Below are 22041 nucleotides of genomic sequence, written 5' to 3' on the forward strand. Positions count from 1 at the left end.
CGACCGACGACAACGCGGCAGATGGGCGTGCCAGACCCCGCGTCTGCGGCATGATCCGCCGGACAGGCCCTAGGCGCGCACAGACGGCAGAGGGCCCCGGCACGCGCCGGGGCCCTCTTGTGCACGACCGTCGGAGACTAGTCGCTGCTGTTGAGGATCGCGATGATCCGGAGGAACTCCATGTAGATCCACACCAGCGTCAGCGTCAGACCGAAGGCCGCCAGCCACGCCTCTTCGCGGGGGGCGCCGTAGGCGACGCCGTCCTCGACCTGCTTGAAGTCCAGGGCGAGGAAGCAGGCGCCGAGCAGGATGCCGACGACGCCGAAGATGACGCCGAGCGGGCCGCTGCGGAAGCCGAGGCCGTCACCGCCGCCGAAGACCGCGAACAGCAGGTTCACCATCATCAGCAGGATGAAGCCGAGCGCGGCCGCCATCACGAAGCCGACGAACCGGCGGTTGACGCGGATCCAGCCCGCCTTGTACGCCACCAGGACGCCGGCGAAGACGGCCAGCGTGCCGATCACGGCCTGCATGGCCGCGCCGTCGGCGATGCGGTTGTCGACGATGCTGGAGACGACCCCGAGGAACACGCCCTCGAAGGCGGCGTACGTCACGATCAGCGCGGGCGAGGCCTTGCGCTTGAAGGACTGGACGAACGCCAGGACCATGCCGATCAGCGCGGCACCGATACCGATGCCGTACGACCGGCTGATGTTCGCGTCGTCGACCGGCAGCAGCGCCCAGGCGAGCGCGGCCGTGACGACCAGGATGCCGAGCGTGGTGCCGGTTCGCAGGATGACGTCGTCGATCGTCATCCGGCCGGTGGTGACCGGGGCCTGCGGCGGTGCGCCGTGCTGAAGGTCCTGCTGCGCGTACGGGTTCTGCGCGTACGGGTTGCCCGCCTGCGGCTGCGCATACGGGTTGCCCTGCGTGCCTACAGCTGCGCCCCCGGCCTGCGGCGCGGTGTTGAAGCCCGCGTAGCCGTTGTCGCGGCTGAACCCCCGTCGCGAGAAGACCGGGTTGCTGCTCCTCATTTCACTCCTCCATGGCCACCCTGCGTGGCCTTGGCTCAAGAGTAATAGGTAGGCAAAGGATTGACCCTAGTGCTTGGGGAGGATCTTTCCCTCGTCGTGCTGCGCAACACGCTACGCGGATCCCTGATTCCCGGCAGCGGAGGGTCTCTTTCATGACCAAGCTGCGACACGCCCGTCACCGAAACGACCGTCACCCGAACGGGAACCCCGTGTACGCCTCGGCCAGATCGGTCTCGGCGGCCCGGGAGGAGGCGATCCGCTCCAGGCGGGCCAGCTGGAGGCGGTCCTCGAAGGGAGTGGCGTCGGGGGTGCGGTGCAGGAGCGTCGTCATGTCGTAGGAGAACCGCTCGGCCTGCCACACCCGGCGCAGGCAGGTCGCCGAGTACGCGTCGAGCAGCTCCGGCGAGCCCGTCTCCTTCTCGTGCGTCAGTGCCCGCGCGAACGTGACGACGTCCCCGACGGCGAGATTGAGGCCCTTCGCGCCCGTGGGCGGCACGATGTGGGCCGCGTCACCGGCCAGGTACAGGCGGCCGTACCGCATGGGCTCGTGGACGTAGGAGCGCATCGGGGTGACGGACTTCTGGGTGATCGGGCCGCGCTCCAGCCGCCAGTCGTCGGCGGTCTCGAAGCGGCGCTCCAGCTCCGCCCAGATGGCCTCGTCGCTCCAGCTCTCGGCGTCGGTGTCCGTCGGCACCTGGAGGTAGAGGCGGGAGACGGACGGGGAGCGCATGGACAGCAGGGCGAAGCCGCGGTCGTGGCGGGCGTAGACGAGCTCGTCGTGCGAGGGCGGTACGTCGGCGAGGATGCCGAGCCAGCCGAAGGGGTACGCGCGTTCGAACACCTGGGTGAGCTCGGACGGGATCGCCTGGCGGGCGACGCCCCAGAAGCCGTCGCAGCCGACGACGTAGTCGCACTCCAGGACGTCCTCGCGGCCCGCGTGCCGGAAGCGGACGCGCGGGTGGCCGGTGTCCGCGCCCTCGACGGCCAGGGCCTCCGCCTCGAACAGCAGCGGGCCGCCCTCCTTGAGTTGAAGGGCGATGAGGTCCTTGCAGACCTCGGTCTGCGCGTAGACCATCACCGACCGGCCGCCGGTGAGGGCGGGGAAGTCGACACGGTGGCGGTTCCTCGCGAACCGGAGTTCGATGCCGTCGTGACGAAGACCCTCGCGGTCCATGCGCTCCCCGGCACCGGCCGCGCGCAGCACGTCCACGGTCCCCTGCTCCAGGATTCCGGCCCGCTGCCGATGCTCGACATAGGCGCGGTCGCGGCTCTCCAGGACGACCGAGTCGATGCCCGCGTTGTGGAGCAGCCGGGCGAGAAGAAGGCCGGCGGGCCCGGCTCCGATGATGCCGACGGTGGTGCGCATCGACCAGCCTCTCTGTTCGCGCCCGGAGGCGTCTGTTCGCATAGTGAAGTTTACTTCACTATCTTCCTGACGTGAGTCTCTGACCGCATCCGCCCGCTGTCAACGGGGCGTGCGGTGAACTCTTCAATGAAGGGTGCAGGGAACCAGAGCCGCGAGAGGCGGCCGGCAGGAGTGTCGAAAGTGCCCGGAGCCGGACTTGAACCGGCACGCCCGCGAAGGGGCAGCGAGGTTTAAGCTCGCCGTGTCTGCATTCCACCATCCGGGCAGGCCATGGGCGCCGCTTCGAGGTTCCGAGACTATCCGGATGCATCCCTCGAACAGCGGGCGGGCGGACCGATGTTGTCTTATTTTATTGATGTCTGAGGGCGCATCAGCACACGGAACAGGCCATCCGCACTTGCCAACAGCCTTACGTGCGACGCTCGGCCGTGCATGCGGAATGACGGAATTTCACCGTCCAAACAAGGGGGCTCCACCTGTTCTCCGCCCACCCCGGCGTCGGCCACTCCTCAGGGGTGCCCGTCATCCCCAGGTATGACACGGCGGCGAGCGGTCCGCCCCGAGTCTGCCTTCAGAACCAGAACAGCGGGTGACTACACGGCGCTTCGCGGCCAGGACGATGGAGGACGTCCTCGACAACCCCCGCGTCCTTCAGGAGTGCTCTTCTCGTGACCACCGCATCCATCGTCGGCCGGACCACCACCGTGGCGGCGCGTGCCACGGATCTGTCGAAGATCTACGGACAGGGCGAGACCCAGGTGGTCGCCCTCGATCGGGTCTCCATCGACTTCCAACAGGCGGAGTTCACCGCGATCATGGGCCCCTCCGGGTCCGGCAAGTCCACGCTGATGCACTGCGTGGCCGGCCTGGACACCTTCTCCTCCGGCTCCGTGCGCATCGGCGACACCGAACTCGGGTCCCTGAAGGACAAGCAGCTCACCAAGCTGCGCCGCGACAAGATCGGCTTCATCTTCCAGGCGTTCAACCTGCTGCCGACGCTGACGGCCCTGGAGAACATCACGCTCCCGATGGACATCGCGGGCCGTAAGCCGGACAAGCAGTGGCTTGATTCGGTCATCCGGATGGTGGGTCTGGCCGACCGGCTCGGTCACCGGCCCTCCCAGCTCTCCGGCGGCCAGCAGCAGCGTGTCGCCGTGGCCCGCGCGCTGGCCTCCCGGCCCGAGATCATCTTCGGCGACGAGCCGACCGGAAACCTCGACTCGCGCTCCGGCGCCGAGGTCCTCGGCTTCCTGCGCAACTCGGTACGGGAGTTGGGACAGACCGTGGTGATGGTGACCCACGACCCGGTGGCCGCGGCGTACGCGGACCGGGTGGTGTTCCTGGCGGACGGGCGGCTCGTCGACGAGGTGTACGGGCCGACGGCGGACGCGGTCCTCGACCGCATGCTGCGTTTTTCTGGGGGGAACCCCCAGACCCCCGAGTTCGACGCCAAGGGCCGCACCAGCTGACGTCCGCTCACCCTCCCACCGCGAACTGAGACTTCCCATGTTCCGTACCGCCTTGCGCAACGTATTCGCGCACAAGGCCCGGCTCCTGATGACCGTGCTCGCCGTGATGCTCGGCGTGGCCTTCGTGTCGGGGACCCTGGTCTTCACCAACACCATCTCCGAGGCCTACCAGAAGAGTTCGGCCAAGGGCTTCGACCATGTCGACGTGGCCGTCGAGCCCGAGACCCAGGCCAACAAAGGCGACACCGTCGGCAGGACCGCCGAGCTGACGCAGGCGGTGCTCGACGAGAGCGCCAAGGTGCCCGGCGCCGCGTCCGCCATCGGTGTCGTCAACGGCTTCACCGCGATCGCCGGCAAGGACGGCAAGCTCATCGGCGGCGGCTTCCAGTCGCAGGGCGGGAACTACTGGGGCACCAAGGACGCCCGTTATCCGCTGGTCAGCGGGCACGCCCCGAAGGGCGCGGACGAGGTCCTCATCGACTCCGAGACCGCCGAGCGCGCCGGGTACGAGGTCGGCGACACCGTACGGCTCTCGGTGGACGGCCCGGTCCTCGACCCGAAGATCGTCGGCATCTTCACCACCGACGACGGCAATGTCGCGGCCGGCGGCAGTCTCGCCCTCTTCGACACGGCGACCGCGCAGCAGCTGTTCGGCAAGAAGGGCACGTACGACGAGATCGCCGTCAAGGCGAAGCCCGGTGTGACGCAGGCCGCGCTGCAGGCCGAGCTGGACAAGGCGCTGCCGAAGGACGTCGCGGAGACGACGACGGGGCAGCAACTCGCCGACGACCAGGCCGCGATGATCTCCTCGCAGATGTCCGGGATGAAGCAGGGCCTGCTGGTCTTCGCGGGCATCGCGCTCTTCGTCGGCACGTTCATCATCGCCAACACCTTCACCATGCTGGTCGCCCAGCGCACCAAGGAACTGGCTCTGCTGCGGGCCGTGGGGGCCTCGCGCCGGCAGGTCACCCGCTCCGTCCTCGTCGAGGCGTTCGTGGTCGGTACGGTCGCCGCGGTGACCGGTCTCGCCGCCGGCGTCGGCATCGGTGCGGGACTGCGGGCGCTGATGGGCACGTTCGACGCGGCCGTCCCGGACGGGCCGCTGATCATCTCGCCGAGCACGGTCGCCACGGCCCTCGCCGTCGGCATCCTCATCACCATGCTGGCGGCCTGGCTGCCGGGCCGCCGGGCCGCGAAGATCCCGCCGGTCGCGGCGATGAGCAGCGTGCACGCGCAGGCGACGACCAAGTCGCTGGTGCTGCGCAACACGCTGGGCGCGCTGTTCTCGGGAGCGGGCATCGCGGTCGTCCTCGCGGCGACGACGATGTCCGGCTCGGACGGCCAGGCCCCCATGGGCCTCGGCGCGGTCCTCCTCATCATCGGCGTCTTCATCCTCACCCCGCTCCTGTCCCGCCCGCTGATCGCGGCCGCGGCCCCGGTCCTGCGCGTGTTCGGTGTCTCCGGCAAGCTGGCCCGCCAGAACTCCGTGCGCAATCCCCGCCGTACGGCCGCCACCGCCTCCGCGCTGATGATCGGGCTCACCCTGATCACCGGTATGACGGTGATGGCGGGCAGCCTGCAGAAGTCGATCGACAAGATGGCGGCGTCCGCGATCAAGGCGGACTACGTGGTGTCCATGGCGAACTTCAACGAGTTGTCGCCGGACGTCGAGAAGAAGCTGAAGCAGCTCGACGACGTCACCGCCACCAGCCCGCTGCGCAACGCCCCCTCGCGCATCGACGGCGAGACCGAGTACCTCACCGGCGTCACGGGCGGCACGATCGGCAAGCTGACCGAACTGAAGGTCGACGACGGCTCCTTCAAGGTGAGCGGCGCGCAGGTGGTCGTGGACGCCGACACCGCCAAGCTGCACGACTGGAAGGCGGGTTCGAGCTTCACCGTCAACTACGAGGACCGCAAGAAGCAGAAGCTCACGGTCGCCGGTGTCTACGAGGGCAACGACATGATCCGGGGGATCCTCGTCGACAACGCCGCCCTCTCCCCGCACCAGACGGACCCGGCCGACATGCAGGTCATGGTCAAGACGTCCGACGGGGCGTCGAGCGCGACGAAGGACCGGATCGAGAAGGCCCTCGGCTCCAACCCGGCCATCAAGGTCCAGGACAAGAAGGACCTCTCCAACGAGATCGCGCAGATGTTCACGCTGATGCTGAACATGGTCTACGGCCTGCTGGCGATGGCAGTGCTCGTCGCGGTCCTCGGCGTCATCAACACCCTGGCCATGTCGGTCTTCGAGCGCTCCCAGGAGATCGGCATGCTGCGCGCGATCGGCCTGGACCGGGGGGGCATCAAGCGGATGGTCCGCCTGGAGTCCCTGGTCATCTCCCTCTTCGGCGGGGTGCTGGGCATCGGCCTCGGCGTGTTCTTCGGCTGGGCTGCCGGTGAACTGCTCGGCACGAGGATGGCGACCTACGAGCTGGTCCTGCCGTGGGCCCGGATGGCCGTGTTCCTGCTGCTTGCCGCGACGGTGGGCGTCCTTGCGGCGCTGTGGCCGGCCCGGCGGGCGGCGCGGCTGAACATGCTGGCGGCGATCAAGTCGGAGTAGTCGGGCATATGGCGACGGGGCCCGCTGCCGGGTGGCGGCGGGCCCCGTCCGCTTGCGCTCAGTTCCAGGTGCGGGAGCGCAGGGGCATCCCCGATTCGCCGGACTCGGGCGTCCTGATGGCGAGGACCTGGTTGACGCCGATGCGGTTGCGTTCGAAGGAGACGGCGGACGCGGCCATGTACAGCCGCCAGACGCGGGCCCGGCCCGGGCTGGTGAGCTTGACGGCCCGGTCCCAGCCGGCCTCCAGGTTGGCGACCCAGCGGCGCAGGGTGAGGGCGTAGTGCTCGCGGATCGACTCGACGTCGCGGACCTCGAACCCGGCGCGTTCGAGTTGGGTGACGGTGGTGCCGACGGGGGCGAGTTCGCCGTCGGGGAAGACGTAGCGGTCGATGAACTCGTCGATGTGGTAGGCCGACTCGTCCCTCTCCGGGCGGCGGGCGATCTGATGGTTGAGCAGCCGTCCTCCGGGCCCGAGGAGACTGTGCAGGACGGTGGCGTACTCCAGGTACCGGTCGGCGCCGACGTGTTCGGCCATGCCGATGGAGGAGATCGCGTCGTACGGCCCGTCGGTGACGTCCCGGTAGTCCTGTACGCGGATCTCGACCCGGTCGGTCAGTCCCTCGTCGGCGACGCGCTTACGGGCGTAGGCGGCCTGCTCGTGGGAGAGGGTGATGCCGACGACGCGCACGCCGTGCTCACGGGCGGCGTGGATGGCCATGGAGCCCCAGCCGCAGCCGACGTCCAGCAGGCGCCGGCCGGGGGTCAGGTCGAGCTTGCGGGCGATGAGTTCGAGCTTGTCCCGCTGGGCGGTCTCGAGGGTGCCGCCTGCGGATTCCGGGGCCGGCCAGTAGGCGCAGGAGTACACCATGCTCGGGCCCAGGACGAGCTCGTAGAAGTCGTTGCCGACGTCGTAGTGGTGGCTGATGGCGCGTCTGTCGCTGCGCTTGGTGTGCAGGTTGCGGCGTGGTCTGCGGATCTCCTCCCGGGGCGGGGCCGGGGGCAGCGGGGGTCCGGCGAACCTGACCAGTCCGCGTACGGCGGCCCGTACCCCGGGGTCGCGCAGGGCCTGGACGACGGTCCGGGCGTCCTCCCCGCGCTCCCACACGAGCTCTGCCAGCTCGTCGAGGGCGGCGTAGAGGTCTCCTTCGATGTCCAGGTCCCCCGCCACCCAGGCGCGGGCGAGCCCCAGCTCGCCGGGCTTCCACAGCAGGCGGCGCACGGCCCTGCGGTTGCGTACGACGAGGGCCGGCGCGTCCGGCGGGCCTGCCTGCGAACCGTCCCAGGCGCGGATACGCAGCGTGAGCGGAGCTCCCAGCAACTGTTCGATGAGGCTCTTCAGCCGCGGGGCGGCGTCTGACATGGCGTACACCTCCGTGACGGGCGATCCCGGAATGTCCAATACCCCGTAAACACCTGAGAGTCTGGGTCACAGTCCCTCATTCGCGTTATGACCAGGTAAAAAGCATGCACAGGGATGGTTTTCCACCCGCATGGAGGAGCCAGTCGGCACCGCACCCGGAAACGCCGAAGGGCCCCCCGCACCACGGATGGCAGGGGACCCTTCGGTCGGTTCGACGCGCCCGGCGTCAGGACGCCTTGGCCTGCTCGGCCTTGGGCTTCTCCTCGGCCTTGCTCGCGGCGGCGACCGGCGCCGGCTTGGCCGCCTCGTAGAACTCCTCGCGCGGAGTCTCCAGGGCGCCCAGCGCAACGACCTCACGCTTGAGGAACATGCCGAGCGTCCAGTCGGCGAAGACGCGGATCTTGCGGTTCCAGGTCGGCATGGCCATGCCGTGGTAGCCGCGGTGCATGTACCACGCCAGACGGCCCTTGAGCTTGATCTTCATCTTGCCCATGACGATCATCGCGACGCCCTTGTGGAGGCCGAGGCCCGCCACCGCGCCCTTGTTGGCGTGCGAGTAGTCCTTCTGCGGGAAGCCCCGCATGCCGGAGATCACGTTGTCGCCGAGGACACGCGCCTGACGGAGGGCGTGCTGCGCGTTCGGGGGGCACCAGGCGTTCTCGTTGCCCGCCTTGCGGCCGACGAGGTCGGGCACCTGGGCGTTGTCGCCCGCGGCCCAGATGTAGTCCGTGCCCTTGACCTGGAGCGTGGGCTCGCAGTCGACGTGACCGCGGGGGCCGAGCGGCAGGCCGTAGCGGGACAGGGCCGGGTTCGGCTTGACGCCCGCCGTCCAGACGATCGTGTTGGAGTCGACCTCGAGGCCGTTCTTCAGCACGACGTGGCCGTCGACGCAGGAGTCCATGGAGGTGGAGAGGTAGACCTCGACCCCGCGGGTCTCCAGGTGCTCCTTGCCGTACTGGCCGAGCTTGGGGCCGACCTCGGGCAGGATCTTGTCGGCGGCGTCGACGAGGATGAACCGCATGTCCTCGCGGGAGACGTTGTTGTAGTACTTCGCCGCGTCGCGGGCCATGTCCTCGACCTCGCCGATGGTCTCCGCACCCGCGAAGCCACCGCCGACGAAGACGAAGGTGAGCGCCTTGCGGCGGATCTCCTCGTCGTTCGTGGAGTCGGCCTTGTCCAGCTGCTCGAGGACGTGGTTGCGCAGCCCGATGGCCTCCTCGATGCCCTTCATGCCGATGCCCTGCTCGGCGAGGCCGGGGATCGGGAAGGTGCGGGAGACCGCGCCGAGCGCGATGACCAGGTAGTCGAAAGGCAGCTCGTACGCCTCGCCGACGAGCGGCGAGATCGTGGCGACCTTGCGGTCCTGATCGATGGTGGTGACCCGGCCGGTGAGGACCTCCGCCTTCGGAAGCACGCGTCGCAGTGGGACGACAACGTGTCGGGGGGAGATGCTGCCGGCGGCGGTTTCGGGAAGGAAGGGCTGGTAGGTCATGTACGACCGGGGGTCGACGACCGTGACGGTCGCCTCGCCGTAGCGCATCTTCTTCATGATGCGCCGAGCTGCGTACAGGCCTACGTACCCACCGCCTACTACGAGGATCCTGGGACGCTCCGTGGTGCTCATGCCATCGAGTATCCACCCGCTTCAGGGGGGTAGCTCGTGCGCCCCTTCACAAGCTTCCTCGGGGTGTGTGCTATCCTCCGCCACTCGCGTGATCCGCGTCATGGCGCGGAGGGGAAACCGGCGTGTACGGCGGGCCGTTGTCAATGCCGCGTGAGCTGCCTCTCTGCACGACCGGACCCTCCGTGAGCCACCCTCGCCGGGCCCTCTCGGGCACCTCCCGGAGCACCCTTCCCCGCCCCTTCTGAACACGTTCAATGACCTATCGGACCCCCAGACGGGTCAACGCAGCGCCTCTCGTGCTCCTACCGGGCCGTTTTCCTTGTGAAGAACTTCACGAACTTTCTCGGCGGGGCCTCACCGAGGGCCCCACGAAGCCCCCCGGCACGCTCAAACGGGCATCCGACCTGCTCAGCAGAGTGCCGCCCATGAGCAACAACCGATACCCGGCCCACCCTCTTCAGTGCGCGTCGAGCAGATGCACGGAGGCAAGTCGCAGCACTTCCCGCAGGATCGGCGGAGTGGCCCAGGGGACCACGGAGCGCAGGCCGGCGGCTGACGGCGCATCCGCGTCGAGGAGCAGAGCCGCGTGCAGCTCCGCGATCAACGGAGGGAGCGCGTGCGCGCAGCCGCCGGGGTGCTCGCTGGTCACGCCCGCGAGCACACCTTCCTCGAAGGTCTCGTGTTCGTCCGACTCGACCCACCAGGAGAAGTCCCGCAGGTGGGCGTACCTCAGTTCCGCCTCCCAGGCGGACAGCGGGAGGTCCTCGAACCGAGGGATACCCGCTCGCTGCGACGTACGCAGCGACAAGGCCATGTCCGTCAGGAACACCGTGCGTTCCCGGTCCCCGGCGGCCCTGTCGAGCCTCTGGAGGAAACCCGGCGGCAGGTCCCGGCCCGGAGAGGTCCGCAGATCTTCGGCGACGAGATCGAGGAGGGCCGCCACAGTGGCGCTCGGCATGGCCCACCGCGCGGCGGCACAGCTGTCGAGCGTCCGGTTGACGCGTGCGATCTCGTCCGTGAACGGGGCCGCCTCGCCTCGTTCGCGCGCCGAGGCGAGGATGTCGATGAGCCCCGCGACGATCCCGTTGTTGAAAACGGCGCCGGTGTAGGTGGTCACGGTCGGCCGCTGCTCCTTTCCGCTGCCGGCGTCTGTCGCCGACCGCTACGCGGTCGGCATGGACGTGAGGACGATAAAGGGTGGGACGAGACCTCTCTTGTACCGGAGGACGACGTTCGCGCCGTGGGCGTCGATCCCCTGTGCCTGAAGTCCGTCCGCGTCGTAGGCGGTACGGGGCACGGTGCGCCCCGTCACCTCGGTGAAGCTCTTGTCCAGGGTCAGGGTCGACCTCTCGTTGGCGACCGGCTCCCGCTCCAGCCGGTCCAGCCAGCGCTCGATCTTCTCCGCGTTCCGGATGTCGTCCAGGGTGTCCTGGGTGAACCGCTGCGCAGACGCCAGGTCCGGGTACGAGGACGCCGCCAGCGGCCGCACCGATCCGTCGGGGCGGGTGATCTGCTGGTCCCTGAGCCGCTGCGCGAGCTGCTCGTCCGTCTTGCCCACGTGTTTGTCCACGCTGTGGCCGCCGTAGAGGCCTTCGGCGTTGGCCAGGTCGATCGGGTAGAAGTGGTTCTTCTCGTCGGCGTCCGTCGTGTACTTGTGCTGCTTCTTGAAGTCGTTCAGCGCCCGCGCCCCGAAGGCCTCGGCGCGCGCCTCCTCGGCCGCGTAGGTAGGTGCGCTGCGGTGCGCCTCGTCCAGGGCCCCCGTCAGCGCGCCGAACCGCGGCGTGAGCGCGTTGACACGACGGTTGTACGCCTCGACCACGGCGTTCAGAGCGGCCGTGTCGATGTTCAGCGTGATCTCCACGCTGAGTTCCGCGGCTCCCGTGGCGAGCCCCTTCAGGAAGCGGCCGACTCCCTTGGCGCCCTCCTTGACGTCGTTGAGGTCGACGCCATCGCTGAGGTCGATGTCTCCGACGGCCTGCTTGACCGCTTCCATGTAGATGTCCCACACCTTGCCGTTCAGCTCGACCGCGGCCTCGGCGAACTCACGCAGCAGGTCGCTGATCTTCTTCGCCGTGTCGAACAGGACGGTCATGACCGGATGGCTGGCGGTCTGGGATCCGGAGCTGTCGTGCTTCCACTCGTAGCCCTCCCGGCTCTTCCCCCAGTCAGTCGTCCCCCACAGCGAGCTGCAGAACTGCCGCATCGCGTCGTACCACTCGCTGTTGCTCTGCAGCGTGATGCTGCTGACGAGCCCCGTCAGGCCGCTCTCCGTGATGGACAGCGACATCGTGGTGTTCGACCAGGCCTGGGACAGCGAGTTGAGGTAGTGCTGCTGCGGGTACGGGTAGACCTCGGCGACCTTGCCCCAGCGGAACGCGTGCTCCAGCAGCGGACGGATGATGTGCCACACGGCGTCCGGGATCCACTCCAGGATGGAGCGGATGAAGTCGTCACCGCCGTCGTCGTCGCCCCACTTCAGGTCCGGCACCGAGCCGTAGTCGGGCACCTTGTCGATGACGACCGGCGGCGGCTGGGTCCTGGCGACGGTCTGCCCCGAGGCGTCGTTGGCCGCCTCCGCCTTGGCGTAGGTGTTGGCCGTCGTCGCGAAGCCGACCGCGGCGCCTCCGACACTGACCACGGACTTGGCCCACACCTCGAGGAAGCGGTTGCCCGCCTGGACGTACGCGGTCGCGAACGCCTGTGCCGCCGTGCCGTACCCTCCGGCGTCCGGATACTCCTTGAGAGCGGTGACGAGGTCCTTGGCCGCCTTGTCGAACGGCGTCTGCTGCCCCGCGAAGCCGCCCGCCACCTGATGCAGGTTGGACGGCTTGACGTCGATGGTGCCGCCACCGGGTGGCGTCGGCGGAGTCCCCATCAGCCCGCTCCCCAGCCGCGCAGCACCGCCTGGTGCGCGGCCGCGTAGTTGGTGTGGCCGGTGGTGACGACCTCGTGCAGCCACTTCTGCGCCGCCTGGAGGTCCTGCGCGGAGCGGTCCCACTCCTCGAGCTTGTCGACGAATGCCTCGCGGGTCTCGCCGCTCCAGGACAGTACGACCGGTGCCACCCGGTCGTAGAGGTCGTCGAGCCTGCCGTTGAGCTGCTTGAGGATGTCCTCCAGATCGCCCGCCAGCCGTTGAAGCGTGGCGAGATGGGCGGTTATGTGGTCGTCATCGGCACCGGTCGGCATATGTCCCCCGTCAGACTGGTATCCATGACCTCATGATTCGCACATGTGAGCCTAGCCCAAAGGAAGTTGGGGGCGAGGCGGCGTCGCCCGGCAGTGATCGGGTCAGGTGAGGGACCAGGCGATGCCGTCGAGGATGTCGTGCTCGCTCACCACGACCTCCTCCGCACCGATCCGCTCCATGATCGACAGGAGGACGAGGGCCCCCGCGCCGATCACGTCGACGCGGCCCGGGTGCATGGAGGGGATGGCCGCGCGCTCGGCGTGGGTGGAGCGCAGGAGCCGGTCGGTGATCTCGCGGACCTTGTCGTACGGGACCCGGGAGTGGTGGATGGCCGTCGAGTCGTACTCGGGCAGGTCCTGCGCGATCGCCGAGACCGTCGTGACCGAGCCCGCCAGGCCCACCAGCGTGTGCGCCTCGCGCAGCGGGACCGTCCGCTCGGCGAGGTCCAGGGCCGCCTCGATGTCCGCCCGCATCGCCGCGATCTGCGCCTCGGACGGCGGGTCGCTGACGACCCCGTCGTGGACGAGGTGCCGCTCGGTCATCCGGACACAGCCGACGTCGACCGAGCGCGCCGCGCGCACGTGGTCGTCGCCGACGACGAACTCGGTCGAGCCGCCGCCGATGTCCACGACCAGGAACGGCCGGTGCAGGTCCTCCCGCCCCGTCAGCTCCTTGGTGGCGCCGGTGAAGGAGAACTCCGCCTCCTGGTCGCCGGTGATGACCTCCGGTTCCACACCCAGGATGTCCAGCACGCCTCGTACGAACTCGTCCCGGTTCTCGGCGTCCCGGGAGGCGGAGGTCGCCACGAAGCGCAGGCGCTCCACTCCGTGCTCCTTGATGATCGCCGCGTACTCGTGGCAGGCGGCGAAGGTGCGCTCCAGCGCCTCGGGGGCGAGCCGTCCGGTGCGGTCGACGCCCTGGCCGAGACGGACGATCGTCATACGGCGGTCCAGGTCGACCAGTTCACCGGTCACAGGGTCCGCGTCGGCGACGAGGAGACGGATGGAGTTCGTACCGCAGTCGATGGCGGCGACTCGGGTCACCGGTCCTCCCCCTGTACGGACCGTACGGACCGTACGGACCGTACGGACGTTTCCTCGACCGGCGTCACGCACGTCCCCTTGCGCCACCACTCCGGCAGCATCTCCAGCGCCTCGTCGCCCAGGGGGTTGACGCCGGGGCCGGCTGCCAGGGAGTGGGCGACCAGGACGTGCAGGCACTTCACCCGGTCCGGCATGCCGCCCGCGCTCGGGAAGCCCTTGAGTTCCTCGATCTCGTCGCGGCGCCGGATGTAGTCCTCGTGCGCGGCGCGGTAGGCGGCGGCGAGCACCGGGTCGGTCTCCAGCCGGGCCGTCATCTCCTTCATCACGCCGTTCGCCTCCAGGGTGCCGATCGCGGAGGACGCCTTCGGGCACGTCAGGTAGTACAGCGTCGGGAAGGGCGTGCCGTCGGGCAGGCGCGGGGCCGTCTCGACGACGTCGGGCTGCCCGCAGGGGCACCGGTGCGCGATGGCGCGCAGGCCGCGCGGCGGCCGCCCGAGCTGCTGCTTGAAGGCCTCTACGTCCGCGTCGGTGGGCTCGGTGCGCGGGGTGGGCGGCAGATCAAACAGCGTCAGCGCGCAGCGCTGCCCTTGAGGGGTGGTGGTCGGGCGGCGGGCGGGAGTATCCATGCCTGTACGAAAGTCTCTCTGTCAGTTCACTGGTCGGCGGCGTCGGACTTGTCGACCGCGTCCCAGACGTTCGAGTACCAGGGGCGGTCTGCCGCCCCCAGGTCGGCGCGCGACTGCTTGGCCGCGTCCGGGTCGATGACGATGTACCCCGTCTCCCCCGGCATCACATAGTGCAACCGCTGCCGGATCTGCTGCTCGGCGTACTTGTCGTCCTGCCAGCGTGCCTTGAGGTCCCGCAGCCGTTCGACCCGCTCGGCGGCGTCCTCCTTCTCCCGCTGCAGATCGGAGATCTCGGCGCGCTGGGAGACGTACTGCCTTATGGGATAGGCCATGGCCACGATCAGCGTGCACAGCACCAGGGCGAGCAGCGCCGCCCGGCCGGTGAGCCGGGAGCGGCGGGCCTGCCGCTTGGTCTGGGAGCGGTAGACGCGGGCCGCGGTCTGCTCGCCGAGCAGCCGGATCCTGGTCGCGGTGGAGAAACGGTCCCGGTCCTTCACGGCCATGTCCCCACGCCTCCCGCTGCACACGTACGTACGTCCCCGCACACGGTACGGGACCGAGTACGGGGACGTACGTACGACGCTGCCCTTAAAGGGCCGTCGTCAGCCCTTGAAGCGCGGGAACGCGCTACGGCCGGCGTACACCGCCGCGTCGTCGAGGATCTCCTCGATGCGCAGCAGCTGGTTGTACTTGGCGACGCGCTCGGAGCGGGCCGGGGCGCCGGTCTTGATCTGGCCGCAGTTGGTGGCGACGGCGAGGTCGGCGATGGTGACGTCCTCGGTCTCGCCGGAGCGGTGGGACATCATGCACTTGAAGCCGTTGCGCTGGGCCATCTCGACGGCGTCCAGGGTCTCGGTCAGCGAGCCGATCTGGTTGACCTTGACCAGCAGGGCGTTGGCGGCGCCGTCCTCGATGCCGCGGGCCAGGCGCTCGGGGTTGGTGACGAACAGGTCGTCGCCGACGAGCTGGACCTTGTCGCCGAGCTTGTCGGTGATGGTCTTCCAGCCGTCCCAGTCGTCCTCGAACAGCGGGTCCTCGATGGAGACGAGCGGGTAGGCCTCGACGAGCTCGGCGTAGTACTCGGTCATCTCGGCGGCCGTGCGCGTCTTGCCCTCGAAGAGGTAGGAGCCGTCCTTGTAGAACTCGGACGCGGCGACGTCGAGCGCGAGGGCGATCTGCTCGCCGGGGGTGTAGCCGGCCTCCTTGATCGCCTCGAGGATGAGGTCGAGGGCCTCGCGGTTGGAGCCGAGGTTCGGGGCGAAGCCGCCCTCGTCGCCGAGGCCGGTGGCCAGGCCCTTGCTCTTCAGGACCTTCTTGAGGGTGTGGTAGACCTCGGTGCCCCAGCGCAGGGCCTCGGAGAAGGTCTCCGCGCCGATCGGGGCGATCATGAACTCCTGGATGTCCACGTTGGAGTCGGCGTGCGAGCCGCCGTTCAGGATGTTCATCATCGGAACGGGCAGCAGGTGCGCGTTCGGGCCGCCCAGGTAGCGGAAGAGCGGGAGGTCGCTGGCCTCGGAGGCGGCGTGGGCGACGGCGAGGGAGACGCCGAGGATGGCGTTGGCGCCGAGGGAGCCCTTGTTGTCGGTGGCGTCCAGGTCGAACATCGCCTGGTCGATCAGACGCTGCTCGGTGGCGTCGTAGCCGACCAGCTCCGGGCCGATCTGCTCGATGACGGCCAGGACGGCCTTCTCGACGCCCTTGCCCTGGTAGCGGTTCGGGTCGCCGTCGCGGAGCTCGATGGCCTCGAAGGCGCCGGTGGAGGCGCCGGACGGGACGGCGGCACGACCCGTGCTGCCGTCGTCGAGGCCGACCTCGACCTCGACCGTGGGATTGCCTCGGGAGTCCAGGATTTCCCGGGCTACGACGACGTCGATGGACGGCACGAGCATCTCCTTCTTCAATGTGACGCGGGTCAGCAGGACCGCGGTGGGTTCTGCGAGACGAGCCTAACCGGCTCCGGGGGATCGGCCAGCCGGTCACCCACTCGTTGGGCAGAACCGAGAGTAAATTGTTTCCGAACGGAACAAAGAGTCCGTACAAAGGGCACGCCAAACAAGGGCGCACCGGCAAGGCGGGCAGGAAAAAACCCCGCCCCGGTGCGTACGGGGGAGACGCACCGGGGCGGGGAGCCCGTGGGGACGGGGGTGGCCCTCGCGAGGGCGGCCCGCTCTTACTTCAGGTGGAGCTGCTGACCCGGGTAGATGAGGTCGGCTTCCTGGACGATGTCCTTGTTCAGCTCGAACAGCTTCTCCCAGCCGCCCTTGACGTCGTGCGCCTCGGCGATGGAGCTGAGGGTGTCGCCCGCGACGACCTTGTACTCGCCGTCGCCCTTCTTGACCTTCTTGCCGGTCGGGGTGGTGACGGTCTTCTTGGCGGCCGGACGCTCGGCGGAACGCGAGGTCTGCTGCTCGGTCGAGCGGGTGCTGGTGCCGCTGTCGCTGGACGAGCTGTCGGCGGAGGAGGAGCCGCCGCTGTAGCCGCCGCTCGACAGGCCCTTGCCGCAGACCGGCCAGGCACCCTTGCCCTGGCCCGCGAGGACCTTCTCGGCGATCTCGATCTGCTGGGCCTTGGTGGCCTGGTCGGCGGTGGAGGCGTACTGCGTGCCGCCGTACCCGGCCCAGGTGGAGGCGGAGAACTGCAGACCGCCGTAGTAGCCGTTGCCGGTGTTGATGGCCCAGTTGCCGCCGGACTCGCACTGGGCGACGGTGTCCCACTCGGACGCGGTTGCAGCGGAGGCGTTGCCGGCCGCCATCAGCGGGGCGGCGACGGCGGCACCGGTGACACCGGCGATCGCGATGGCACGAGTGGCCTTGGACGGACGACGGTGCTTGCCCTTGCCGGAAAACAGCATGGAAGGATCCCCTCACCGACGCCTGCGAGGTGAGCTGTCGGGTTCGGGCCGGTTGAGTTGCCCGGTCGCGTCGCGCACGGTGATGTGCGCGGCACGGCTTCACCCCAAGCCGGTGCCGGCCGCGAGCACCCGAAGGGCCTCAACTGCCGGACCCGGCGCTTACCTTGGGTCCCCCGCTCCTGCCTACGGCGCTTGACGCGACGACTGTTCCCATGCGGCCGCTGGCAGGATTCGGCGTTGCGGCAGCCGGGGCTCGCGGTGGCGAGCGGTCCTGACCGTAGACACGCGATCGGCGGAATTTCAAAGACGATCAAGGCTTCTGAGACTCATCCCACACTTTCACCAAACCGGACATTCGGTAGCGAAGTAGGATGCGAACTCCCGCCGCTTATCACCCTATTCGGCACCCAGTTCAAGGGTCTGACCGGGGACGATATGGCCGGGATCGACGCCGATCGCCTCTTTGTTCTCGTCGTAGAGCGCACGCCACCCGCCCTGGAGGCCAAGGGAGTCGGCGATGGACGCGAGCGTGTCTCCGGGACGGACGGTGTACGAGTCGCCGCGGGCGGCGTGCCGGCCGGTGGAGTTGCCGGCGATGGCGGTGTCGGCGGCGCCCTCCTCGGCGCTGCCGCCGCGATGCCGACCCCCGCTGAGGGCCCCGGTGTCGACCAGACCGGAAAGGCCGCCCTCTTGCCAGGAGTTGTCCGAGTCGTCCTCGTTCGTCGCGCCGGTGGAGGAGCTGTCGGGTCCCTGTGAGGCGGCGGAGCCGGCGTCGGAATCAGGTGGCGTGTCGGACTTGGCCGAGTTGTCCGTCGCCTTGGACGGATCCGACGGGCTGCCGGGCGGAGTGTCGGACGGGGTGGGTGACTTGGACGGCGAAGGCGAGGAGGCGTCCGCGGACGAGTCCGTCGACGAGTCAGCGCCGGACAATCCGGATGAGTCGGATGACCCGGAAGAGTCGGATGACCCGGATGAACCGGATGAATTGGACAACCCCGTCGAGCCCGATGTGCCCCCGTCACCCGCCACGCCCGTGTCGACGTCGGCCGAGCCGGAGTCCTGGTCGAGCCCGTTGAGCAGGCCGCAGGTGGACCAGTAGCCCACACCCTTGTCCGCGAGGATCTTCTCGGCGACGGCTATCTGCTGGGAGCGGCTGGCCTGGTCGGCGCGCGAGGCGAAGTCGAGGCCGCCGTACTGTTCCCAGTCCTCCTGGGCGATCTCGAGGCCGCCGTACTTCCCGTCGCCGTTGTTCTCGCTCCAGGAGCCGCCGGTCTTGCAGTTCGCGACCTGGTCCCACGTGGTGCCGCTGGCCGCGCTCGCACCGCTGGCGGCGAGGAGCGGGATCGCGATGGCGGAGCCGGTCACCCCGGCCGCGACGAGGAGTGCCGGAGCCTGGCGGGGGCGACGGTGACGACCGTTCCCGGAGAGCATGCGGAAACCTTTCGCGAGACAGCTGTGACCGGCGCGACGAGTGGGGCTCGTCGCGCTGATCCGTGAACGTATAGGCAGGCGATCACTTGTCACAAGTTAATGCCGCGCAGATCACGTGAAGATCACAGACTTGAGTGCGTGTCACCTTTACGCAGGTGGGAGCACTCGACCACGGGGCGTGAACGCGACCGGCAAGGTACGCAGCCCACGCATGATGAGCCCACCCCGCCAGCGCAGATCGGCCGAATCCACCGCGAGTTGCAGGTCGGGGAGCCGGGTGAGCAGCGTGCCGAGAGCGGCCTGGCCCTCCAGGCGGGCGAGGGGGGCGCCGAGGCAGTAGTGGATGCCGTGGCCGTAACCGAGGTGTTGGTTGTCACTGCGGGAGAGGTCGAGGACGTCCGGGTCGGCGAACCGATCCGGATCCCGGTCCGCGGCGGCGAGGACGACGAGCACGGGGTCGCCGGGGGCGATGTCCTGCCCGCCGATGCTGAGCGGCCGGGTGGCGAACCGCCAGGTGGCGAGCTCCACGGGGCCGTCGTAGCGCAGGAGTTCCTCGACTCCGGTCTCCAGGAGGGCGCGTTCGCCGGCCGCCAGGGACGTCTGGAGGCGGGCGCGCTGGTCGGGGTGGGAGAGGAGGGCGTACGTGCCGTTCCCGATGAGATTGACGGTCGTCTCGAACCCGGCGAAGAGGAGGATGAACGCCATGGCGGCGGCCTCGTTCTCGGTGAGGTGCTCGCCGTGGTCGGAGGCGCGGATCAGGCCGGAGATGAGGTCCTCGCCGGGGGCGGCCGTCTCCGGAAGAGCCTCGCGCTTGCGGTGAATGAGATCGGCGAGATAGCCGCGCATCTTCTTGACGGATCTCGCGACTCCGCCCCTGGGCCCTCCCCCGTGACGGATCATCATGCCCGCCCAGTCCCGGAAGTCGTCCTGGTCCTCCCGGGGGACGCCGAGCAGGTCGCAGATCGCGTAGATGGGGAGGGGGAAGGCGAACTCGTGGATGAGGTCGGCGCTCCCCTTCTCCACGAACTGGTCGATGAGATGGTCCGTCAACTCCTGTACGCGGGGCGCGAACTCGGCGACCCGACGAGGCGTGAAGGCCTTGCTGACCAGCCGTCTGAGCCGGGTGTGGTCCGGCGGGTCGATGTTGAGCAGATGGGTCATCAACTCGGCCTTGCGCTCGCCGGGGATGCCGGTCTTGCCCTTGGCGTGCGCGGGCTCGTCGTGGTGCGCCGGGTTCTTGGAGAGCCGTGGGTCGGCCAGGGCCTGCTTGGCGTCGGCGTAACGGGTGACCAGCCAGGCCTCCACACCACTGGGCAACCTCGTCCGGTGCACGGGGGCGTGCTCGCGGAGCCAGGCGTACGCCGGGTACGGGTCGGTGGCGAACTCCCAGGTGAAGAGTTCAGGTACGCGAGGCTCGTCGTCATACATGCCATGAGCCTATGCAGCTACCTGGCGGCATCTCTTGGCGCGAGCGGGCCTGCACCTGGCCGCTGAACGCATCGCGTGCCCGCACGCCAAGCACGGTCGCCATCGGCCCGCCCCGATGGTCGGGCGCACACCGCGGGACGCCGAGCGGGCCGCCCGAGTCGTGCTCGCCCTCCTGGGCGCACACCTCGTGGGTGAGGCGCGTCCGCGGGCAGCCGGCCAGGCCCGGTGATGCTTCCGGGGATCACTCCCGGAGGGTGCACCACTCGTCCGTGCGGGCGGCGACGCGCTGCCAGACCTCCTCGGCCTCCTCGAACGTCATGAACGCGGCGTCCGCCTCGGGAAGCGGCCGGCACCCGTCCACGATCGCTTTGATCGCGTCAAGGCTGGCCTCGATGATGGCCCGGCCCTCGTCCACGGTGGCGAGATGGGCGTCGTCGCCCTGGGCGAAGCGGCCGAGCGGCGTGGTGGTGCGGTCGTCGATGCGGCCGAGGTCGACCAGTTCCGGACGGACGTACATCAGCTGGGAGACCTCGTAGCGGCCGGCGTGGTCGCCCTCGAACTGCCCGAGGACGAGTTCCGGGTCGCTGACGGCGGCGATCGGGATGTCACGGGCGCGGCGGAACTCCTCCACCGCCAGCCGCAGGTCGGGCTGGTTGGCGTTGTGGCCGGTGAGCACGACGACGGCGCGGAACCCCGCGTTGACGAACGCCCGGAGCTGGTAGACGAGCAGCCGCAGGACGACATCGGGCGGAAGGCTGCCCATGCGCGGGTTGACCTCGCCCATCACCTCCTTGAGCCATGGCCGGTGATAGCCGGTCTCGTGGATCTGGTAGGTCTGCGTCGGGGCGACGATGCCTCCGAAGCGGCGGGCGGACTCCTCGCACAGGTAGACGGCCTTGTGAGTGTCCAGGCCGAACGCGGCGACGTGTCCGTGTGGCTCGCACAGGCCCATCGGCAGGTAGACCAGGGGCAGTTGGGCCAGCCGCTGCTCGAACTCGCGCGGCAGCAGGTCCTCCCAGCGGACGTGATCGGGTTGTGCTGTCGTCATCGGTACTCCCCAAAGATCTTGGTTTCGTTGAAGTTCTTGATGAAGCGGTGCTTGAAGCGCAGCAGCTCGTGGATGTCCGTGGGCAGTTCGGGCTCGTCCAGCGCCGCGATGTTCGCCTCGCAGTGTTCGCGGACCTGCATCGAGGAGATCGCCGTGGTGACACCGGGTGCCTGGACGACGAACTTCAGGGCGAGCGCGGCGAGCGAGCCGGCGTATCGCGGCACGTACTGCCGCAGCGCGTCGACCTTCTCCAGGTAGACCGAGCGCGGCACGATGTCGTCGAAGTAGCCGTACCGGAAGTCGTCCTCGGCGAAGACGGTGTCCTCGGTGAGGCTGCCGGTCAGTCCGCCCTCGTCCAGGACGCACCGCGCGATCACGGCGACGTCGTGCTCGACGCAGGCCGGCAGGAGGTTGTCCAGGGCGATGGGGTCGAAGACGTTGATGATGGTCTGGACGGAGTCGATCAGGCCGGACTGCACCAGCGGCAGCGCCATGTCGCTGCGGTGGTCGGGGATCGATATCCCGATGTGGCGCACCAGTCCTTCCTGCTTGAGCTGCTGCAGTTCCTCCATCCAGTGCCCGGTCACGCCCCAGGTGGGCCACCAGATGTGCAGCTGGAGGAGGTCGACGTGGTCGAGGCCGAGTTCGGCGAGCGAGCGCCGGGCGCCGGCGAGGATGTGGCCGGGTGGGTGGGCGACTTCGGGGTCTACGGGGGTGCCCCAGCCGCGCTGTCCGGAGAGGTTCTCGACCTTGGTGGCGACGAAGGGTCGGGTGCCGGACCACTGGCTGAGCGCCTTTCCGACGATGCGTTCGGAGTTGCCGTAGGCCCGGGCGGTGTCGATGAAGTTCACGCCTCGGTCCAGCGCGTACAGCAGGCTGTCGATCCAGTTGGATTCCGAGTCGCCTGCGTTGCCGCCGAACCAGCCGGCGAATCCCATGGCCCCGAAGCCGAGTTTGCTGATCGGCTCGCCGGAGCGAGGGAAGGACGAGTGACGCATGGATGGTGCC

General features: G+C 69.1%; 18 protein-coding genes, 1 tRNA gene and 1 riboswitch. Of the genes, 2 read left to right on the plus strand and 17 right to left on the minus strand.

Going from position 1 to position 22041, the window contains the following annotated elements:
* Positions 1-137: 137 nt before the first annotated feature.
* The 3 genes from Q4V64_RS20615 to Q4V64_RS20625 form a co-directional block, all read right to left on the minus strand.
* Entirely contained in the window at positions 138-1034 is an 897-nt protein-coding gene (locus Q4V64_RS20615) for a Bax inhibitor-1/YccA family protein (RefSeq protein WP_124441659.1), read from the minus strand.
* Positions 1035-1224: 190 nt separating this feature from the next.
* Complete coding sequence (locus Q4V64_RS20620; protein ID WP_124441658.1) at positions 1225-2400, minus strand: 4-hydroxybenzoate 3-monooxygenase; 1176 nt, start codon at positions 2398-2400, stop codon at positions 1225-1227.
* Positions 2401-2581: 181 nt separating this feature from the next.
* Positions 2582-2665 (minus strand) — tRNA-Leu (locus Q4V64_RS20625).
* A gap of 403 nt (positions 2666-3068) precedes the next feature.
* Between Q4V64_RS20625 and Q4V64_RS20630 the strand changes: the two genes are divergently transcribed.
* Both Q4V64_RS20630 and Q4V64_RS20635 read left to right on the plus strand, forming a co-directional pair.
* Entirely contained in the window at positions 3069-3869 is an 801-nt protein-coding gene (locus Q4V64_RS20630; RefSeq protein WP_124441657.1) for an ABC transporter ATP-binding protein, read from the plus strand.
* 37 nt (positions 3870-3906) lie between these two features.
* Positions 3907-6435 (plus strand): ABC transporter permease, encoded by a 2529-nt coding sequence (locus tag Q4V64_RS20635; RefSeq protein ID WP_124441656.1) that lies wholly within the window; start codon positions 3907-3909, stop codon positions 6433-6435.
* A 58-nt stretch (positions 6436-6493) separates the two neighbouring features.
* Here the strand turns inward: Q4V64_RS20635 and Q4V64_RS20640 are convergent, their stop codons facing one another.
* The 14 genes from Q4V64_RS20640 to Q4V64_RS20705 all read right to left on the minus strand — a co-directional run bounded on the left by Q4V64_RS20640 (position 6494) and on the right by Q4V64_RS20705 (position 22031).
* Complete coding sequence (locus Q4V64_RS20640; RefSeq protein WP_124441655.1) at positions 6494-7795, minus strand: class I SAM-dependent methyltransferase; 1302 nt, start codon at positions 7793-7795, stop codon at positions 6494-6496.
* A gap of 226 nt (positions 7796-8021) precedes the next feature.
* Positions 8022-9419 carry an NAD(P)/FAD-dependent oxidoreductase gene (locus Q4V64_RS20645; protein ID WP_124441654.1) on the minus strand — a complete coding sequence of 466 codons (1398 nt, stop codon included), beginning with the start codon at positions 9417-9419 and terminating at the stop codon, positions 8022-8024.
* Positions 9420-9876: 457 nt separating this feature from the next.
* On the minus strand, positions 9877-10536 hold the full coding sequence (locus Q4V64_RS20650) for a hypothetical protein (RefSeq protein ID WP_124441653.1): 660 nt from the start codon (positions 10534-10536) through the stop codon (positions 9877-9879).
* A gap of 45 nt (positions 10537-10581) precedes the next feature.
* The gene (locus tag Q4V64_RS20655) at positions 10582-12294 is read right to left on the minus strand and encodes an RNase A-like domain-containing protein (protein WP_172629314.1); all 1713 of its coding nucleotides are present in this window, start codon (positions 12292-12294) and stop codon (positions 10582-10584) included.
* Positions 12294-12605, minus strand: a complete 312-nt coding sequence (locus Q4V64_RS20660; protein WP_124441652.1) for a WXG100 family type VII secretion target — start codon at positions 12603-12605, stop codon at positions 12294-12296. The genes Q4V64_RS20655 and Q4V64_RS20660 overlap by 1 nt, the downstream gene beginning before the upstream one ends.
* A gap of 102 nt (positions 12606-12707) precedes the next feature.
* A complete protein-coding gene (locus Q4V64_RS20665) occupies positions 12708-13649 on the minus strand; it encodes a Ppx/GppA phosphatase family protein (RefSeq protein WP_124441651.1) in 942 nt (313 codons plus the stop codon).
* Positions 13646-14275, minus strand: coding sequence for a DUF501 domain-containing protein (locus Q4V64_RS20670; protein WP_253267104.1), 630 nt, complete (start codon positions 14273-14275; stop codon positions 13646-13648). Before Q4V64_RS20670 ends, Q4V64_RS20665 begins: the two co-directional genes overlap by 4 nt.
* A gap of 26 nt (positions 14276-14301) precedes the next feature.
* Positions 14302-14778, minus strand: coding sequence for a septum formation initiator family protein (locus Q4V64_RS20675; protein WP_124441650.1), 477 nt, complete (start codon positions 14776-14778; stop codon positions 14302-14304).
* A gap of 99 nt (positions 14779-14877) precedes the next feature.
* Positions 14878-16158 (minus strand): phosphopyruvate hydratase, encoded by a 1281-nt coding sequence (eno, locus tag Q4V64_RS20680; protein ID WP_124441649.1) that lies wholly within the window; start codon positions 16156-16158, stop codon positions 14878-14880.
* Between the two features lie 287 nt (positions 16159-16445).
* Positions 16446-17126 (minus strand): transglycosylase family protein, encoded by a 681-nt coding sequence (locus Q4V64_RS20685; RefSeq protein WP_124441648.1) that lies wholly within the window; start codon positions 17124-17126, stop codon positions 16446-16448.
* A 4-nt stretch (positions 17127-17130) separates the two neighbouring features.
* A riboswitch (cyclic di-AMP (ydaO/yuaA leader) is annotated at positions 17131-17327 on the minus strand.
* A 195-nt stretch (positions 17328-17522) separates the two neighbouring features.
* The gene (locus Q4V64_RS20690) at positions 17523-18557 is read right to left on the minus strand and encodes a transglycosylase family protein (RefSeq protein ID WP_124441647.1); all 1035 of its coding nucleotides are present in this window, start codon (positions 18555-18557) and stop codon (positions 17523-17525) included.
* Between the two features lie 147 nt (positions 18558-18704).
* A complete protein-coding gene (locus tag Q4V64_RS20695) occupies positions 18705-19985 on the minus strand; it encodes a cytochrome P450 (RefSeq protein WP_124441646.1) in 1281 nt (426 codons plus the stop codon).
* A gap of 241 nt (positions 19986-20226) precedes the next feature.
* On the minus strand, positions 20227-21033 hold the full coding sequence (locus Q4V64_RS20700) for a creatininase family protein (RefSeq protein ID WP_124441644.1): 807 nt from the start codon (positions 21031-21033) through the stop codon (positions 20227-20229).
* A complete protein-coding gene (locus Q4V64_RS20705) occupies positions 21030-22031 on the minus strand; it encodes an aldo/keto reductase (protein WP_124441643.1) in 1002 nt (333 codons plus the stop codon). Before Q4V64_RS20705 ends, Q4V64_RS20700 begins: the two co-directional genes overlap by 4 nt.
* Between the last annotated feature and the right edge of the window lie 10 nt (positions 22032-22041).

Source organism: Streptomyces sp. NL15-2K (assembly GCF_030551255.1).
Lineage (GTDB): Bacteria > Actinomycetota > Actinomycetes > Streptomycetales > Streptomycetaceae > Streptomyces.

What these genes read in the sequence shown, in the direction of transcription:
- Q4V64_RS20615 (WP_124441659.1), bottom strand. Translation starts at nt 1,034, where the DNA reads ATGAGGAGCAGCAACCCGGTCTTCTCGCGACGGGGGTTCAGCCGCGAC.
- Q4V64_RS20620 (WP_124441658.1), bottom strand. Translation starts at nt 2,400, where the DNA reads ATGCGCACCACCGTCGGCATCATCGGAGCCGGGCCCGCCGGCCTTCTT.
- Q4V64_RS20635 (WP_124441656.1), top strand. Translation starts at nt 3,907, where the DNA reads ATGTTCCGTACCGCCTTGCGCAACGTATTCGCGCACAAGGCCCGGCTC.
- Q4V64_RS20640 (WP_124441655.1), bottom strand. Translation starts at nt 7,795, where the DNA reads ATGTCAGACGCCGCCCCGCGGCTGAAGAGCCTCATCGAACAGTTGCTG.
- Q4V64_RS20645 (WP_124441654.1), bottom strand. Translation starts at nt 9,419, where the DNA reads ATGAGCACCACGGAGCGTCCCAGGATCCTCGTAGTAGGCGGTGGGTAC.
- Q4V64_RS20655 (WP_172629314.1), bottom strand. Translation starts at nt 12,294, where the DNA reads ATGGGGACTCCGCCGACGCCACCCGGTGGCGGCACCATCGACGTCAAG.
- Q4V64_RS20660 (WP_124441652.1), bottom strand. Translation starts at nt 12,605, where the DNA reads ATGCCGACCGGTGCCGATGACGACCACATAACCGCCCATCTCGCCACG.
- Q4V64_RS20670 (WP_253267104.1), bottom strand. Translation starts at nt 14,275, where the DNA reads ATGGATACTCCCGCCCGCCGCCCGACCACCACCCCTCAAGGGCAGCGC.
- Q4V64_RS20675 (WP_124441650.1), bottom strand. Translation starts at nt 14,778, where the DNA reads ATGGCCGTGAAGGACCGGGACCGTTTCTCCACCGCGACCAGGATCCGG.
- Q4V64_RS20685 (WP_124441648.1), bottom strand. Translation starts at nt 17,126, where the DNA reads ATGCTGTTTTCCGGCAAGGGCAAGCACCGTCGTCCGTCCAAGGCCACT.
- Q4V64_RS20690 (WP_124441647.1), bottom strand. Translation starts at nt 18,557, where the DNA reads ATGCTCTCCGGGAACGGTCGTCACCGTCGCCCCCGCCAGGCTCCGGCA.
- Q4V64_RS20695 (WP_124441646.1), bottom strand. Translation starts at nt 19,985, where the DNA reads ATGTATGACGACGAGCCTCGCGTACCTGAACTCTTCACCTGGGAGTTC.
- Q4V64_RS20700 (WP_124441644.1), bottom strand. Translation starts at nt 21,033, where the DNA reads ATGACGACAGCACAACCCGATCACGTCCGCTGGGAGGACCTGCTGCCG.
- Q4V64_RS20705 (WP_124441643.1), bottom strand. Translation starts at nt 22,031, where the DNA reads ATGCGTCACTCGTCCTTCCCTCGCTCCGGCGAGCCGATCAGCAAACTC.